This is a genomic window from Marinicella marina, assembly GCF_030065545.1.
Classification (GTDB): Bacteria; Pseudomonadota; Gammaproteobacteria; order Xanthomonadales; family Marinicellaceae; genus Marinicella; species Marinicella marina.
Window position 1 is genome coordinate 368,461 of sequence record NZ_JASJNC010000003.1, and the last position, 14,989, is coordinate 383,449.

Annotated in this window: 19 protein-coding genes; 9 read left to right on the forward strand and 10 right to left on the reverse strand. The window is 43.9% G+C overall.

Translation table 11 applies throughout. The annotated features are described in order from the left end of the window. Positions 1–49 precede the first annotated feature (49 nt). Positions 50–403: a preQ(1) synthase gene (queF, locus tag QNI24_RS06595; RefSeq protein WP_267175264.1), complete on the forward strand. Its 354-nt coding sequence runs from the start codon at positions 50–52 to the stop codon at positions 401–403. A 68-nt stretch (positions 404–471) separates the two neighbouring features. On the opposite strand, the gene QNI24_RS06600 is transcribed toward queF, so the two are convergent. From QNI24_RS06600 to QNI24_RS06615, 4 genes are all read right to left on the reverse strand, one after another. Further along, complete coding sequence (locus tag QNI24_RS06600; protein ID WP_267175263.1) at positions 472–696, reverse strand: (2Fe-2S)-binding protein; 225 nt, start codon at positions 694–696, stop codon at positions 472–474. Between the two features lie 98 nt (positions 697–794). Beyond that, positions 795–2,054 (reverse strand): dicarboxylate/amino acid:cation symporter, encoded by a 1,260-nt coding sequence (locus QNI24_RS06605; RefSeq protein ID WP_267175262.1) that lies wholly within the window; start codon positions 2,052–2,054, stop codon positions 795–797. A gap of 57 nt (positions 2,055–2,111) precedes the next feature. Beyond that, positions 2,112–3,695, reverse strand: a complete 1,584-nt coding sequence (locus tag QNI24_RS06610; RefSeq protein ID WP_267175261.1) for an FMN-binding glutamate synthase family protein — start codon at positions 3,693–3,695, stop codon at positions 2,112–2,114. A 3-nt stretch (positions 3,696–3,698) separates the two neighbouring features. Next, positions 3,699–4,073: a DUF2782 domain-containing protein gene (locus QNI24_RS06615; protein ID WP_267175260.1), complete on the reverse strand. Its 375-nt coding sequence runs from the start codon at positions 4,071–4,073 to the stop codon at positions 3,699–3,701. Between the two features lie 126 nt (positions 4,074–4,199). Here QNI24_RS06615 and QNI24_RS06620 point away from each other — a divergent pair, with 126 nt between their 5' ends. Together QNI24_RS06620 and QNI24_RS06625 are read left to right on the forward strand one after the other, a co-directional pair. Continuing rightward, positions 4,200–4,694, forward strand: coding sequence for a hypothetical protein (locus QNI24_RS06620; protein ID WP_267175259.1), 495 nt, complete (start codon positions 4,200–4,202; stop codon positions 4,692–4,694). A 78-nt stretch (positions 4,695–4,772) separates the two neighbouring features. Next, positions 4,773–6,167 carry a hypothetical protein gene (locus tag QNI24_RS06625; RefSeq protein ID WP_267175258.1) on the forward strand — a complete coding sequence of 465 codons (1,395 nt, stop codon included), beginning with the start codon at positions 4,773–4,775 and terminating at the stop codon, positions 6,165–6,167. A 5-nt stretch (positions 6,168–6,172) separates the two neighbouring features. Here QNI24_RS06625 and QNI24_RS06630 read toward each other — a convergent pair whose 3' ends face one another. The 4 genes from QNI24_RS06630 to QNI24_RS06645 are packed head-to-tail and all read right to left on the reverse strand — an operon-like array spanning position 6,173 to position 9,507. Further along, positions 6,173–6,889: a uroporphyrinogen-III synthase gene (locus tag QNI24_RS06630; protein ID WP_267175257.1), complete on the reverse strand. Its 717-nt coding sequence runs from the start codon at positions 6,887–6,889 to the stop codon at positions 6,173–6,175. A gap of 1 nt (position 6,890) precedes the next feature. Then, positions 6,891–7,805: a hydroxymethylbilane synthase gene (hemC, locus tag QNI24_RS06635; RefSeq protein WP_267175256.1), complete on the reverse strand. Its 915-nt coding sequence runs from the start codon at positions 7,803–7,805 to the stop codon at positions 6,891–6,893. Beyond that, positions 7,802–8,485, reverse strand: a complete 684-nt coding sequence (locus QNI24_RS06640; protein WP_267175255.1) for a LytR/AlgR family response regulator transcription factor — start codon at positions 8,483–8,485, stop codon at positions 7,802–7,804. The genes hemC and QNI24_RS06640 overlap by 4 nt, the downstream gene beginning before the upstream one ends. Beyond that, a complete protein-coding gene (locus tag QNI24_RS06645) occupies positions 8,482–9,507 on the reverse strand; it encodes a sensor histidine kinase (protein WP_267175254.1) in 1,026 nt (341 codons plus the stop codon). Before QNI24_RS06645 ends, QNI24_RS06640 begins: the two co-directional genes overlap by 4 nt. Before the next feature lie 109 nt (positions 9,508–9,616). Between QNI24_RS06645 and QNI24_RS06650 the strand changes: the two genes are divergently transcribed. The 4 genes from QNI24_RS06650 to folB all read left to right on the forward strand — a co-directional run bounded on the left by QNI24_RS06650 (position 9,617) and on the right by folB (position 11,290). Continuing rightward, positions 9,617–9,937, forward strand: coding sequence for a hypothetical protein (locus tag QNI24_RS06650; RefSeq protein WP_267175253.1), 321 nt, complete (start codon positions 9,617–9,619; stop codon positions 9,935–9,937). A 35-nt stretch (positions 9,938–9,972) separates the two neighbouring features. Continuing rightward, positions 9,973–10,431 (forward strand): YiiD C-terminal domain-containing protein, encoded by a 459-nt coding sequence (locus tag QNI24_RS06655; RefSeq protein ID WP_267175252.1) that lies wholly within the window; start codon positions 9,973–9,975, stop codon positions 10,429–10,431. A 79-nt stretch (positions 10,432–10,510) separates the two neighbouring features. Beyond that, positions 10,511–10,918 carry a hypothetical protein gene (locus QNI24_RS06660; RefSeq protein ID WP_267175251.1) on the forward strand — a complete coding sequence of 136 codons (408 nt, stop codon included), beginning with the start codon at positions 10,511–10,513 and terminating at the stop codon, positions 10,916–10,918. Between the two features lie 15 nt (positions 10,919–10,933). Further along, positions 10,934–11,290: a dihydroneopterin aldolase gene (gene folB / locus QNI24_RS06665; RefSeq protein ID WP_267175250.1), complete on the forward strand. Its 357-nt coding sequence runs from the start codon at positions 10,934–10,936 to the stop codon at positions 11,288–11,290. 15 nt (positions 11,291–11,305) lie between these two features. Here the strand turns inward: folB and QNI24_RS06670 are convergent, their stop codons facing one another. Then, entirely contained in the window at positions 11,306–12,916 is a 1,611-nt protein-coding gene (locus QNI24_RS06670) for an AbgT family transporter (RefSeq protein ID WP_267175249.1), read from the reverse strand. 164 nt (positions 12,917–13,080) lie between these two features. Between QNI24_RS06670 and QNI24_RS06675 the strand changes: the two genes are divergently transcribed. Further along, positions 13,081–13,848 carry a thioredoxin fold domain-containing protein gene (locus QNI24_RS06675; protein WP_283708586.1) on the forward strand — a complete coding sequence of 256 codons (768 nt, stop codon included), beginning with the start codon at positions 13,081–13,083 and terminating at the stop codon, positions 13,846–13,848. Between the two features lie 71 nt (positions 13,849–13,919). Here QNI24_RS06675 and QNI24_RS06680 read toward each other — a convergent pair whose 3' ends face one another. Beyond that, positions 13,920–14,168, reverse strand: coding sequence for a PLDc N-terminal domain-containing protein (locus QNI24_RS06680; RefSeq protein WP_267175247.1), 249 nt, complete (start codon positions 14,166–14,168; stop codon positions 13,920–13,922). A gap of 178 nt (positions 14,169–14,346) precedes the next feature. Between QNI24_RS06680 and QNI24_RS06685 the strand changes: the two genes are divergently transcribed. Continuing rightward, positions 14,347–14,955: a CAP domain-containing protein gene (locus QNI24_RS06685; protein WP_267175246.1), complete on the forward strand. Its 609-nt coding sequence runs from the start codon at positions 14,347–14,349 to the stop codon at positions 14,953–14,955. The last annotated feature ends 34 nt before the right edge of the window (positions 14,956–14,989 follow it).

Sequence of the window (14,989 nt, forward strand, 5' to 3'; positions counted from 1 at the left end):
GCCCTTGATCAAAACCTTAAGAACAGAATATAACAGAGCAGAGAATAACATGTCCACACACCCTACAAAAGACCTAGAAACATTTGTTAACCCCAATCAGGAAAGAGATTATACCATCATTATTGATATTCCTGAATTCACTTGTTTGTGCCCCAAAACAGGCCAACCAGATTTTGCTACCATCAAACTGGAATACCAACCTGATGAAAAATGTGTAGAACTCAAAGCCTTGAAGCTTTACATGTGGACTTTTCGTGAACGCGGTGCCTTCCACGAAGCGGTAACCAATGAAATTTTAGATGACCTGGTTGCAGCCACAAATCCCAAATGGATGAAAATTACCATGAAATTTAATGTTCGCGGTGGTATCTATACTGATGTGGTGATTGAGCACAAAAAATAAAAAAACTATTTTATAAGACAAAAAAAAGGGTTCCGATTGGAACCCTTTTTTTGTCTGATTGATTTATTTTAAACCTGTGTCTGTATGTTCAATCCGGATTGAATGATTTGCAGAAAATCAGGGGTCGGTTTGGGCTGCGCTTCTAACAGCACTTCCAAGGCCATATCGGCACATGAGCCGCAACCGGTAGATGCGCCGGTAATTTGCTTTACATCTTGCAATGAATTAGCACCATTTTTAGCTGCTTTTTGGATGTCTTTTTCAGTCACACCGTGACAAATACAAACGTACATAAATACTTTTAATTGAATACTTGTGTAAAGTATAAATGCAAATGAGAATGATTGTCAATAACTTTTATTAATTAGCAGCCAAATCAAATTCAGACGCGCTACTCTTTGATTTCACCGGCATGTTCAGCATCAAAAACAGCTTGATCAAACTGGTTTTGTGATTTGGCCACGATACAAGTGACTGTTGCGTCTCCTGTGATGTTCACCGCGGTCCGGGTCATATCCAACAAACGGTCGATCCCTAAGATGATACCAATGCCCTCGATTGGTAAGCCCACTTGCAACAAAACGCCTTGTAACATCACCAGCCCAGCACTGGGAACACCGGCAGAACCGATCGATGCCAAGGTGGCCATCAGCACCACCATCAATAATTGTGAAGTGGTCAGATCGACGCCATAAGCATTGGCAATGAAAACCGTAGCAACACCCTGCATGATGGCGGTACCATCCATATTAATGGTGGCACCAAATGGAATGGTAAAAGAAGCCACTGATTTACTCACACCCATGCGCTCTGTTACCGTCCTGAGGGTTACCGGGATGGTGGCATTGGAACTGGAAGTACCAAAAGCAAAAGTAACCGCGCCTTCCATTTTTTTCAGGAACATCAATGGATTTAATCCCGACAGTAACTTCAACAACACCGGATAAACCACCAAGGCATGGAAAATTAACAAACCCAGAACCGTGAAGAAATAACCTGCCAATGACTTGATGGCATCGACACCCAGCTCAGCAAAAACCTTGGCCAATATGGCAAAAACTGCATATGGGGCGAAATGCATGATCAGCATCACCAACTTCATGATCACTTCATTGAATGCTTTGAAAAAATCGATGATCTGATCGCCAGCTTTACCTGCCATGGTGGCGCTCAAGCCCAACAAAATAGAAAACACAATCACTGCCAATAAATTACCTTCTGCCATGGCTTTAATTGGGTTGTCAATGATGGAGAGAATCACTTCAATGAATGTCTTACTCTCTTTCGGTGTGTAGCCCGGGTTGGTGGCAATATCGGCACCCACACCTACACCTATCATCAAGGCAAAAGACAACGCGATGGCTAAGGCAATGGCAGTAGTCATTAAATAAAAAGCCAATGTGCGCCCACCAATTGAACCCAACATGGCCGGATCTCGTAAGGCTGTGGTACCACAGAACAACGACACAAAAACCAGCGGCACCACCATCATTTTCAAAGACAGAATAAACAACTGTCCAATCACATGAAACAAGCCATTGATTAAATACAGATCAACCGCAGCGTTGCTGTTCAGTCCCGTTAAATTCAAAGTCAGGCCGAGCAAAGCGCCGACCACCATAAAGATGATGATTTTTTTAGTGAGTGTCATGTGTCTGATTTCTAAGAATAGGTTTTAATGATAGCTTATTAGCAAATGTTTTGCACTTTACCAGTGATCAGCCCTAGCCGCTTGCCAATCAGTCGACCAACTTTCAGGTCGTGTTTCAGCAGCTAACAAGGCCCCTTGATTCAAGGTAGGGAACATAGCCTCATAAGATTTGACTTCCGCACCTTGAACGCGATGCATGATGTGACTGGGTTTTAATTCTGACAGTGATTTAACTCCTGCAGCACCCAACAGTTCTGCCAAATTTTTCATCATTTGATGGTGGTATCGAGCCACCCGCTTGGCTTTGTCCCCTACATCCAAAGCAACCACTCTGGCAGGATCTTGGGTGGCAATGCCAGTGGGGCAGTGATCGGTATTACAGGCCCTGGACTGGATACAACCCAAAGCAAACATCATGCCACGCGCAGAGTTGACTGCATCTGCGCCGAGCGCAATGGCCTTGATTAAATGAAAAGCCGATATGATTTTTCCTGCAGCAATGACTTTAATCTCATCCCTCAAGCCACAACCAATCAGGGCGTTGTTTACAATGATCAAAGCATCTTTTAATGGTGTACCAACCGAATTGGTGAATTCTATCGGCGCAGCACCGGTACCACCTTCGCTGCCATCGACGGTGATAAAGTCAGGTTTAATGCCGGTTTCAAGCATGGCTTTACAAATGGCCAAGAACTCACTTCGCTTACCCAAACACAGTTTGAAGCCAATTGGCTTACCCCCTGATAACTCACGTAATTGTTGCACAAATTGTAGCAAGCCTGTGGGCGTGTCAAAAGCTGTATGATAGGGCGGTGACAAAACATCCTTGCCCATCGGTACATGTCTAATTTCAGCGATTTCAGCAGTCAGTTTTACCGCTGGTAAAATACCGCCGTGTCCTGGTTTTGCACCTTGAGATAATTTTATTTCAATCATTTTGACCTGATCTAAAGCCGCTTTTTGTTTGAATAAATCAGCATCAAAACCACCCTCAGCATTGCGACAGCCAAAATAACCGGTTCCAAATTGAAAAATCAAATCACCACCGTGCTTGAGGTGGTATGGGCTGATACCGCCCTCACCGGTGTTGTGCGCAAATTGATCTTGTTTGGCTCCCAGGTTCAATGCTTCGATGGCGTTTTTGCTCAATGACCCATAACTCATGGCGGATATATTCATTGGCGAACCATGGTAGGGTTGTTGACAAGATTCACCACCAAATTTTACCGCCAACTGGTCGCGCTCCAGATGAATGGGTGACACCGAGTGATTGATCCACTCATAACCATCCTCGTTGACGTCCATGATGGTACCAAAAGGGCGGGTATCTTTATCGCCTTTGGCTCTTTGGTAAACCAGCGATCTGAATTCACGAGGTACCGGTGAACCATTCAAATCAGACTCAATGAAATACTGTTGAATTTCAACCCGAAACGATTCTAACAGGTAACGAAAATGACCAATCACTGGGTACAAGCGCAATATGGCTCGCTTTTTTTGCAGCATGTCTCGCAAACCCAATAAAGCCAACGGCCCGATAATGACAAAAGACCACCATGCTGCTGGCCAATATTGTGCCCACAAAACCACCAAAACTGGAACTGCTACCAACAGCACCACAAATTTTTGTCTAACCGTCACTACTTAAAACTCCTTAATCACCCAACGCACTGGTTTCACACCAGAATTAATCAAGTCCTGTCCCGAGCCATGGTTTTTTTGTTGCTCCAAGGGGTCAATAAAATAAGGTACGCCCTCATTAGGGATGACCTTAACCAATACCAGTTCACCGCGTTGACGGTACTCTTCTATGGTTTGCTTTTTTTGCACTATGACTTTGACACTGGTGGCATCATCGGCCGTTTCAGAACTTTGTGCCAATAATTCTCCGGCACCTTTCAACTGAGTGGTATCAGGTTTTATGGCTGCTGGCTTTGGGTCTGGGTTGGTTTGTGCTTGAAGCGCTTGTGGGTTGATCAGGACCCAGCCCAAACAAACCAATCTCATTGTATATTTCATCTTTAAATCTCCGCTGATTAATAAACCAGACCCATATCACCCAAAAATCTGACCAAAATTCATTAATACTTTCTCATTGTTCTTACATGATACAATGCAAACTATGATTTTAAAATCTGTTTTATCATGATTATTCAATCCATAAAAATCAAATCCATGGTCCTGCCTTTGGTCGTATGTTGGCTGCTGTCAGGCTGCTCTAGTGCCCCTGAATTAGATAAACAAACACGCATCTTGAATACCCTAAAAACCATGGAAACTCTGATAGAAGCCAAAGCCTTGGACGATTTTATGGATTTCGTTAGCGACGACTTTGCTTTGGTCAGTCGCGGCTACAACAAAAAAGATGCCGAGCGCCTGCTCAGAATCCGTTTGATGCGGAACAAAAACATCCATGTACACCAAGTGACCAAAAATCTGACATGGACTGATGGTGGTGATAGCCAAGTTGAGGTCACTGTTGTGGCTGCAGTAGCTGGCAGCGATATCAGCCTCACTGACTTGCCGACATTCAGAGGTGAAATGGCAAAATTCAAGGTTAATTTTGAATTGATTGATGGTGAATACCTCATCACTGAAGCCACTTGGGAACGGGCCACACCAGCTGATTTTGTGCTCTAAAGACAGACCACAAGACTGCGTCAACAGCAACAGTTCACATGCTATACTGACCCATCTCCCAAGTCCGAAACTTGAGCCATGAAAAAACTGATTTTTTGCCTACTTTTCCCGTTGATGTGTCAAGCACAATGGTCTGATGACGCCTTCAATAATTTAATTATTTCTGACCGCTCCGGTGAACAGGCACAAGCAAAAATGGTGGCTGCAGAAAACGGGTTTTCATACATCAGTTGGTTTGATAACAGTGATGGTGGCTATGACGTTTACTTGCAACGGTTGGATGCCAATGGCAATGCCCAATGGGCTCAAAATGGTATATTGGTTGCCTCGCGTAATTTCTCCTCCACCCAAGATTATGGTCTGGCAATCGATGCTGCCGGCCATGCCCTATTGGCCTTTCGCAATGACCGTGATGGCAATGAAAGTATCACCGGTCAGAAAATCAATTCTCAAGGTGGCCTGATGTGGGGAGTCAACGGTGTTGATGTCAGCGGCAACGGTGGTATTTTGGCCAACCCGAAAATCAGCGGTACCACTGACGGTCAAGCAGTTATCATCTGGACAGAAGGACCACTGGTCAAAGCACAACGATTAGATGTCGATGGCACCAAACTGTGGAGCGATGGCATCACCGTCTCTGACCCCAGTTCCACTTTTATCAGCAGTGACATTCAAGCCAGTGATCAGGGTCAAGTGATTGTTGCCATGGTTGAATCATCTGGTTTTTCCTCTCCCAAGCACTTGTTCGCACAAAAATTGGCCGCTTTGGATGGCGCCGGCCTTTGGGGCTTAAATCCGATTCCAGTGTTCGCGCCTGCCAATGGCAGTCTGCAATTTGGCAATTTCCCAGCATTCATCAGTGACTCCATGGGCGGTGCGATTTTCACTTGGTATACCTCATCCCCTTCATTAAATACTTGGGTACAAAGAATTGATACCAATGGTAATGAGTTGTTCGACACTGATGGTATTGAGACCTCAACCAACCAGGCACAACTGAGGGTCTCCCCCACCAGCTCATTTGATCCATTGACCAAGGAAATATATACCTTTTGGGTCGAGCTGAGTAACAACCAATCACAAGCAGGAATCTACGGCCAAAAATTTGATGCCATGGGCAATCGACAGTGGACCAACGATGGTAGAGTGGTTGCAGCCATCACTTCAAGCGCCCGCAGTTTTGTACAAAACTTATTAATCAATGACCAACCTATGGTGGCTTGGATTAACAGCCGCAGCTTCAATAACGACAGCATTGAGGCGAGTAAAGTTAACACCAACGGTGAGGTCATTTGGCAAACAGAAATTGGCAGCAACACCAGCACTGACTCACGCCTCAACAGTGTCGCTAACAGCCAAGGCTTTGGCATGTTCACATGGACCGAAAATTCAGACTTGAAAGCCCAAAATCTCAATCCAAATGGCAGTTTGGGCAGGGATTTAATTTTTGCTGATGGCTTTAATCAACAATAATTAATTCAGATCATTGATGACATCGATAGATCGCTGGGGCTGCCAGCTTCAGCGATGTCAACAAATCCCAATGCGCAGGCCAGTTCGGCGATTCTTTTTGCTCCTACCAATAACGGCATACCCAGTACTTGGGACTTTAAGCTGGTTGGTAATTGCGCCACAAAATGGTTCAAAATATCACTGCTGGTAGCAGTTAAAACCACTTGTTTGCTGGCTTCAAGTAAAACACTGATGGCAGCCACATCGATAGCCAATGACACCCTGATGTAGCTGTTAATTTGATTAAAGCTGATGGCTTGGTCCATACAGTACTTTCTGATTAAATCACGACCACCGCTTGTGCTGATGGTTTTGACAGATTGCGGCTTACTGTTTTTTAACAGCTCTATCACTCCTTCTGAATTCATCAAGGGGTGGTAGTTGATGCTTTGATTGAAGTGTTTTTCCCAGGCAGCTGCCACCGCTGGTCCGACGGCAATGACCTCAGTACCAGCTGGTGGCACCCATTCAGGAGCTATTTTTAAAGCATGATTCAAAGCATTGACACTGAGAATCACCCACACATCGGCTTTGAGCTGAAGCCATTCAGGTTTTATCGAATTATTGGTTTGGATATCAAAACAAGGGGACTTAAATACCTTAAACCCTGCTGCCTCATAAACTGCCGCAGTGGTATCAATCACTGGCGCTGGCCGAGTAATGATGACGGTTGTTTGAGGCATGTCAGTTGGCTAAATCGAGGATCGCTCTGGCACCTTGCGACAACAGTTCTTCGGCCACGTATTGGCCTAATTCCTCCGGATCATAACCTTGTTGTTGGGTGACTATCGACTGCTTGCCATCCGGACTGTATACACCGGCTTTCAGAGACAGCGTATTATCAGCGTGGTATTCAGCCAAGGCACCGATGGCCACTGAGCACGAACCTTCAAGTTTTAAATTCAAAGCCCTTTCAGCTTTAACACATTGCCAAGTTTTTACATCTGCCAACTGCTTTAATACCGCCGCCAAATCATGGTTGTCCTGCAAGCATTCAATGCCCACAGCACCTTGAGAAACAGCGGGAAGCCAGTCTGGCGTGGTCAGACGTGATTTGATGCGCGCATCAAAGCCCAGTCTTTGCAAGCCCGCCGATGCCAGTATGATCGCATCGTAGCCGCCATCATCTAACTTTTGTAAACGACTGTTGACATTGCCGCGCAATGGCCTGACTTTTAAATCTGGTCGAAGCGCCAACAATTGTGCCTGTCGCCGCAGGCTTGAAGTACCTATCACCGCCCCTGGCGGCAATTGATGCAACTGATCATAGGTATTTGAGACAAAAGCGTCACTTTCATCGGCCCGCTGAAAGACCGCACATATTTGAAACTCCTCCGGCATATCTGCTGGTACATCTTTCATCGAGTGAACAGCAATATCGGCCTCACCAGCCAACATAGATTGTTCTAACTCTTTCAAAAACAACCCCTTGCCACCAATTTTATTTAAAGTCACTTCAAGGCGTTGATCACCCTCAGTTGTCATCGGTAACAATTCAGTTTTGTAAGGTGTGTTGGCTTCGATTAGATCAGCCACAAAACGGCTTTGCCAAAGCGCAAGTGCAGACTCTCGGGTGGCTATGGTTATGGTTTTTTTCATATTTGTTTAAGCAATTTCCTCACAGCTGGTAGTTGCCTCCGGCTGATAGTGGGTTTTAATTCAATGTGTTCTAAGACACATTGTGGCAGCTGCCCAGGAGCATTATGAATGCCCGTTAAAAAATTTGGATTGATTAAGGCATTGCGGTGTATACGTATAAACAATGGGTATTTGTTTTCCAGTTCGGCTAAACTTTGATCCAATAAAAAAGCTTGTTTTGATAAATAAGCCGTGACATATTTATCCTCAGCAAGCAAACAAATCACATCACTGGCAGCCAATAAAAACACGTCAGTGCCTCGTTTGACCTGAATTTTATCATGAGAATCTGTGAAACCGACTTTTTCAATCGCTTGTTTCAACCGTTCCAGTGACAGCGGCTTCAATAAATAATCAGCGGCTGATAAGTCAAAGGCTTTGAGTGCAAATTCATCATGCGCAGTAGAGAAGATAATCGGCATACTGGGGTGGTTTTGTTTGATTTGTGATGCAGCTTCAATGCCGTTCATCTCAGGCATCTCAATGTCCATAAAAATCAAATCAGGTAAATATTCTGTTGCCATATTCATCCCCTCTCTACCGTGATTGGCCTCAAGCACATCATTGAAACCGAGGTGCTCTAGCATTGATTTTAACCTCATCCTGGCCAACGGTTCATCATCAACAATCAGCACTTTCATGTTTTCACCGTCCAAATCGCTTCAAATAATTCGCCAGCATGCACCGTCATTTGCGCCTTATCTCCAAATGCCAGTTTTAAGCGCTGCCTGATGTTATCAATACCTGTTTGTAACCCAGGGGTCACTTTTTCAGCTTTGTATGGATTGGTTACACGAACTTGAAATTGATCTTTTTCATGGGTGATTTGTACCTTAATTTGACCACCCTCTGAAAGGTGTTGTATGCCATGGATCACTGCATTTTCGACCAACGGCTGTATCGATAATAAAGGAATTTTTTTTGTTAATAAGGCATCATTCACCACAATCTCATAACTCAATCGGTCCATCAAACGCAGTTGTTCAATGGCTAGGTATTCATCCACCCATTCTAATTCTCGGCGCAAAGCCGTCATGTTTTTCTCGGGGTTTGAAAAAGCTTTGCGAAACAAACCCGATAGGTTCAGAACGGCTTTCTCTGCAGCCACTGGATCTAGCGGAATCAAACTGGCAATCGAGTTCAGTGAATTGTATAGAAAATGTGGTTTGATACGTGCTTGTAGTTCACTCATTTGTGCCTTTGCTACGGCTTCTACCTGGAACAACCATTGTTCCTGAACATAAAAATAACGCATCAATGCCAATAAAGTAAGGCCAGTAGCCAAAGTGATTTTAAAAGTAGTCATGAAGCTGCGGTCAATCAAGTCGAACATCAGGGCTTCATCTATCCAGGCCAAAAGCAAGGTATAGGCAGCAGCCACCAACAAGGTCATGACCATGACCAAAGAAAGACCGATATAAACACTGAATCGGTTAAAAAAATCTCTTAATGCGGTTAATAAAACCACCACGCTGATGGCAATGAGTTGGGCCAGTAAACTCAGTAAAGCCAACTGGTTGAGAAAGTTAAAATTGAAACTGAAGAAACTCAAAGAGTAAACCAGCACCATCATTTCTGCCACCACGATGACGACAAAAATACGCACCGTGTCAGAAAAATCAGCCAGCCAAGGCTGTTGTAATGGATTCAGTTGCTTGCTCATCTACGATTATTTTCGTTAATTAACGACAAAAATACCTACTTTTGGTTGATTTATCTGCTATTTTATAGAAAAATCACTCGGTTCAAGTAGACAATTTTATCAACACCCCATGAAAACAGCTTTTTTACTTATCATTTTGATGTTCATCAGCCTTGCAGCTGTTGCCAATGACGTCTCATGTCAAAGTGATTTAATGAAACCAAAGCTGAACAACACAATGACTCTGACCGAAGCTGAAAAGCCGGCGCAACTGACCGTCTCTGATACCCAAAAGAGGTTGAAAGAGAACCGTTCTAAAGACATTGAAAAGTCAAAAACAGAGAACACCATCAGTGCTACAGAAGAAGAACCAACAGTTAAAAAAGAATCCAGCTTGGGTAATATTTTTGATATTTTATTGCCTGCAAAACTCAGAAACCCGGTTAAATAACCCACACCACTGACATCAAAAACCTTGCCACTCATATGACAGCTTTGCGCTCATTTCAATCATTCCTGTATCAGCACATCCCATTGGTTGCACAAATGAAAATGGAATTACTTGATTTAACCACTCAGGAATTACTGGCGGCAGCACCATTGGCTCCCAACATCAATGATAAATCAACGGTGTTCGGTGGCAGCAGTGCCGCTTTGATGACCATTTGTGGTTGGAGTTTAATTAAACTGCAATTAGAGTCGCATGGTATAGAAAATGACGTGGTGATTCATCGAGCCGAAACCACTTGGAAACAAGCTCAGTATGACGACCTCATCATCAAAGCCATGACCATTGATGATGTCGATTGGTATGAAGTCGCAGCCACCTTGAAAAGCAAAAATCGGGCAAAAAAAATCACCATCAAGTGCCAGGTATTGAATCAAAAGCAAGAAATTTGTAGCTGCATGAGTGCCAACTATGTTGTGCTCAAACTAAACAGCTGAATCCCATTTAGATTTTTAATTTTTTTTTAAGCAGGGTTGTGGCATACTCAGTATTTCTAATCACCACTGAGGTCCACTCATGAGAAAAATTACCATCGCTTTGCTTATTTGTGCCCTGTTGTCAGCTTGTGGCGGTCGCATGGGAAAGAAACAATCACTTGATCACACCTTATACCAATACGCCAAAGTCATGCGTTGGGCCGACTTCAATACTGCTTTGACTTTCTTTAGCCCTGAAATGGAAACAGCAAACAAGCCGTCAAATACCGACATAGAGCGACTGAAACAGTTTGGTGTCAGTTCCTATGTGGCCTCACCCATTTTACCGGGAGCTGATGAAAATGAAATCATGCAAGATGTCCAAATCAAGTTGTATAACAAACACACCAAACGCGAAAAAGTCATCATTGATCGTCAGGTTTGGACCTACGATAATGACAACAAAACTTGGCTGTTACTCAGTGGTTTACCCAAGATAGTCAACTGATAGCCTACGCCTTAGATGTCAGATAAAATACTAATTCGTGGTTTAGAAGTAGGTGCCATCATTGGCATTCATGACTGGGAAAAACAAAAAAAACAGCCATTGTTTTTTGATTTCAAATTGTATTTTGACTGTCAGAAAGCCGCGCAAAGTGACGATATAAAAGATGCATTGGATTATTTTGAGGTGTGTGAGAAGGTGACTGAATTTGTTGCAAACAGTCATTTTGAATTGATTGAAGCGTTGGCAGAATCAGTCTGCCAACTGGTGTTTAACAATTTCAAATGTCACAAAATAAAACTGACTGTACTAAAACCAGAAGCCATTGCGGATGCTGAGTCTGTTGGAATCAGCATCACGCGCAAATCAAAATAATCGTTCATCAAACCCTCAGGGGTTGTAATAAGTGGCTGCTCCTGGCCCCACTGGCATACCCAATAAAAACACCCAGATGTAGAACAACAAAGTCCACCCGACGAAGAACACCATACTGTAGGGCAGCATGGTTGCTATCAATGTGCCGATGCCTAAATTCTTCTTGTATTTGGATGCCACCGCCAAAATCAAACCAAAATAACTCATCATTGGGGTGATGACATTGGTCACTGAATCACCGATTCGGTAAGCCGCTTGAATGGTTTCAGGTGCATAGCCTATCAGCATCAACATCGGTACAAATATCGGTGCGGTCACTGCCCACTGTGCAGAAGCACTGCCCAACGAAAGATTGACCATGCCACAAACCATAATAAAGAAGACAAAAATAATGGGGCCATCTAAGCCGATGGTCTGTAGCAATACCGCGCCTTTGACTGCCATCACGGTACCCAAATTGGTCCATTTAAAAAAGGCCACAAACTGTGCTGCAAAAAACACCAATACAATGTACATGCCCATGGTGCCCATGCTTTTGCTCATGGCATCAATCACATCCCGGTCATTTTTCATGGTCCCGGCCACCTTGCCATAGACATAACCTGGTATGGCAAAAGTGATGAAGATATAGGCCACAATGCCTTTTAAGAACGGTGAATTTTTAACCAAGCCTGTTTCTTGATTTCTCAAAATACCCCATTCAGGCACAATGGTTAATGCCAAAATACCGCAAATGATCAAAAAAGTTAAACCAGCCATGCGCAAGCCACGGCGTTCTTGGTCTGTGACATCAGCCACTTTTTGTTCACCCAGCTCTACACTGGCCTCATCTTCGTTGTATTTCCCTAATCGAGGCTCAACAATTTTCTCAGTAACAAAGGTACCCATAACAGCAATCAAGAACGTACTGATCATCATGAAGTACCAATTCACTTCTGCGCCAACCAAGTATTCTGGGTCAAGCATTTGAGCCGCTTCTTGGGTGATTCCCGAAAGCAATGGATCAACTGTTCCAATCAACAAATTGGCACTGTAACCGGCCGAAACACCAGCAAAAGCCGCTGCCAATCCAGCCAATGGGTGCCTACCTAATGAGTGGAAAATCATGGCTGCCATTGGAATCAGTACCACATAGCCTAATTCAGATGCGGTATTGGAAACCACACCAGCGAACACCACCATCACTGTTACCATGCGTTTAGATGCGCCCATAACCAAGGAGCGCATGGCCGCAGAAAGCATCCCAGAGTGTTCTGCCACTGACACACCCAACAGTGCTACCAAGACGGTACCAAGTGGGGTAAAACCAGTGAAGTTGGTGACTAAGTTGGCGACAATCCAGCGCAACCCCTCTGCTGAAAACAGCGAAATAACCTCAATGATGCCATCCGCTTCACGGCCTTTGGCACCCAGTGGGCGTGGGTCCTCGACACTGACACCTAAAAAATCTGCCAACCCACTGAACAACACAATGAACACACAAAACAAAGCAAACAGTGTGATTGGGTGTGGCAATAAATTGCCCAGCCATTCGACCGTGGCTAAAAACTTAGCAAACCAACCTTGCTGCTGAGGGTTTTGCTCATTGTTATTGTTACTTTTGTTGCTCTGGGTTTCAGTGGTCAAAGTAGACTCCTCAGTGTGATTTATACAAGCCAATCATTTTTAACTAACTGAACGCTGTTTTCAACCAACAATTGGCCTCATGTGGACTTAACTGAATTAATTTGAACAAATGACCCAGTTAAAAGTCTGAATTGACTTCAATAATCATAAAAAAGGGAGCTTACATGCCGATCTCAGTCATCTTCAAAACAATGGTTACCACCAGTTTAATGGTGTTCACAACAATCAATCAGGCCGCTGGCAACGACTATCAACAGATCTTAAAAAACATGACAGGTCAAAACTTAACCGTTAAGTCGGTCAAAGATGCCGCTGTATCTGGATTCAAAGAAGTGGTCGTCTCTGGTGGTTCGACCCATCAAATTATCTACCTCAGTAACGACGGTGAGTACCTTTTTGATGGCAACCTGATCCGCACCCAGGCCAAAGAAAACCTCACAGAATTGGCTGAGAACAGCATGCGAATGGAAATGTTGGATGAATTCAAAAAAGCCCACAAAAGTATCGACTTTTTTCCTGCTGCCATGACCGATCACATCACTGTTTTCACCGACATTGATTGTGGCTATTGCAGGAAATTACATGAGGATGTGTCGCAATACAATGACCTGGGTATAGGTGTCTCGTATCTGTTTTTTCCGCGCACCGGACTGAACACAGCTTCACACACAAAAGCCATCAATGTGTGGTGTGCAGATGACCAGCAAACGGCCATGACCCAAGCCAAATCAGGTCAATCATTGTCCCCTATGATGTGCCCGAACCCAATTGAAACTCAGTTCAATTTGGGACTGGGTATGGGGGTACATAAAGTAGGCACGCCAGCCGTGCTGTTCGCCGATGGTTCTTTGTTGCCAGGATACTTGCCTGCCCAAGCAATGAAATCGCATCTTGAAGAAAAAAGCAAACACTCACAGTCAAACAGAGATTAAGTCTTGCCGTGTGAATTGGCCCACAGAATTCTCATCCTTTGGGCTCAATTCAGCATGCGTCTTGTAGCACCTCACTTACCAATGACATAGTAGAGAATAAAACCAATCAATGGCAGCAATAAAATCACCAATACCCAAAGTATTTTTTGTTCTGTAGGTTTGCCAGATTTCAAAACATCAAGAATGGCGATGATGGCCAAAATAAAGATAATCAGACCAATAATCCCACCACCCCAGCCAAATCCTAAGAATGGGTCTGCCAAAGCCAACGGGCTGAACAAAATCAACAACAACGCCGCCAATAAATTATACTTTTTCATGGTACCTCCTTTTGTTTAAAGGTTTACACACTAGCAACTTGACCATCATTTTAACGTCAATAAAAATGTTAACACCAATGTAAAAAGCACTACAACCCTCCAGTGAGTTGATTGTCAAGTCCAAAGAGTTGCTTTAAAATAAATTGAACTTAAAGCCTTACAGTTGAACTAAATTACCATGACTGAATTGATTAAAAAGCTATTGCTGCTGTTAATGATGACTTCCAGCAATCCTGTTTTTAGCCAAGCTGAAGCGCCATTACTGAATTCTTGTGGCATCCATCCCAAAGCAGCACATTTGGCTCAATTGATTATTCAACATGATGAGCAACAACGTTTCCATTTAGCGTGTCACCCAACCCTGGCACTGACCGCTGCCAAAAAAGCCAAAGCCATGGCGTCCAACCAACGCATCGAGCACAACCTTGATTACAGCGCGCCCAACGCTTTGCTTGAGTCACATGGCTACTTCTTGCCAGCGGCATTTTTACCGACCAGCAACCAGGTCGAATCAATTGCCGGTGGCAGTAAAACGGCAGAAAAAACCCTGTACAACCTAAAAAACAGTAAAAATCACCGATCGCACATGCTCGGTTTGACAGACTTTCACCAAGGCCAAATACACATTGGGGTGGGCTATCATTACAACCCAGATACACCGCATGAACACCATTGGGTGGTTCACATAGCAGAACCCAGAAGAAATTTAGTGGCCAAACAGTCCATCGATTACCAACAAATCATCAATGATTTCCCCAGCAAGCACAAAGCGCCAACAAGAAAATAAGCAGCAACAATAACCATCATCTGTTGATTGCACA

Coding starts and splice junctions, on each gene's coding strand:
- folB (WP_267175250.1), top strand. CDS start 10,934: ATGTCAGATAAAATACTAATTCGTGGTTTAGAAGTAGGTGCCATCATT.
- QNI24_RS06685 (WP_267175246.1), top strand. CDS start 14,347: ATGACTGAATTGATTAAAAAGCTATTGCTGCTGTTAATGATGACTTCC.
- QNI24_RS06630 (WP_267175257.1), bottom strand. CDS start 6,889: ATGCCTCAAACAACCGTCATCATTACTCGGCCAGCGCCAGTGATTGAT.
- hemC (WP_267175256.1), bottom strand. CDS start 7,805: ATGAAAAAAACCATAACCATAGCCACCCGAGAGTCTGCACTTGCGCTT.
- QNI24_RS06650 (WP_267175253.1), top strand. CDS start 9,617: ATGAAAACAGCTTTTTTACTTATCATTTTGATGTTCATCAGCCTTGCA.
- QNI24_RS06600 (WP_267175263.1), bottom strand. CDS start 696: ATGTACGTTTGTATTTGTCACGGTGTGACTGAAAAAGACATCCAAAAA.
- QNI24_RS06675 (WP_283708586.1), top strand. CDS start 13,081: ATGCCGATCTCAGTCATCTTCAAAACAATGGTTACCACCAGTTTAATG.
- QNI24_RS06625 (WP_267175258.1), top strand. CDS start 4,773: ATGAAAAAACTGATTTTTTGCCTACTTTTCCCGTTGATGTGTCAAGCA.
- QNI24_RS06605 (WP_267175262.1), bottom strand. CDS start 2,054: ATGACACTCACTAAAAAAATCATCATCTTTATGGTGGTCGGCGCTTTG.
- QNI24_RS06660 (WP_267175251.1), top strand. CDS start 10,511: ATGAGAAAAATTACCATCGCTTTGCTTATTTGTGCCCTGTTGTCAGCT.
- QNI24_RS06645 (WP_267175254.1), bottom strand. CDS start 9,507: ATGAGCAAGCAACTGAATCCATTACAACAGCCTTGGCTGGCTGATTTT.
- queF (WP_267175264.1), top strand. CDS start 50: ATGTCCACACACCCTACAAAAGACCTAGAAACATTTGTTAACCCCAAT.
- QNI24_RS06680 (WP_267175247.1), bottom strand. CDS start 14,168: ATGAAAAAGTATAATTTATTGGCGGCGTTGTTGTTGATTTTGTTCAGC.
- QNI24_RS06655 (WP_267175252.1), top strand. CDS start 9,973: ATGACAGCTTTGCGCTCATTTCAATCATTCCTGTATCAGCACATCCCA.
- QNI24_RS06615 (WP_267175260.1), bottom strand. CDS start 4,073: ATGAAATATACAATGAGATTGGTTTGTTTGGGCTGGGTCCTGATCAAC.
- QNI24_RS06640 (WP_267175255.1), bottom strand. CDS start 8,485: ATGAAAGTGCTGATTGTTGATGATGAACCGTTGGCCAGGATGAGGTTA.
- QNI24_RS06620 (WP_267175259.1), top strand. CDS start 4,200: ATGATTATTCAATCCATAAAAATCAAATCCATGGTCCTGCCTTTGGTC.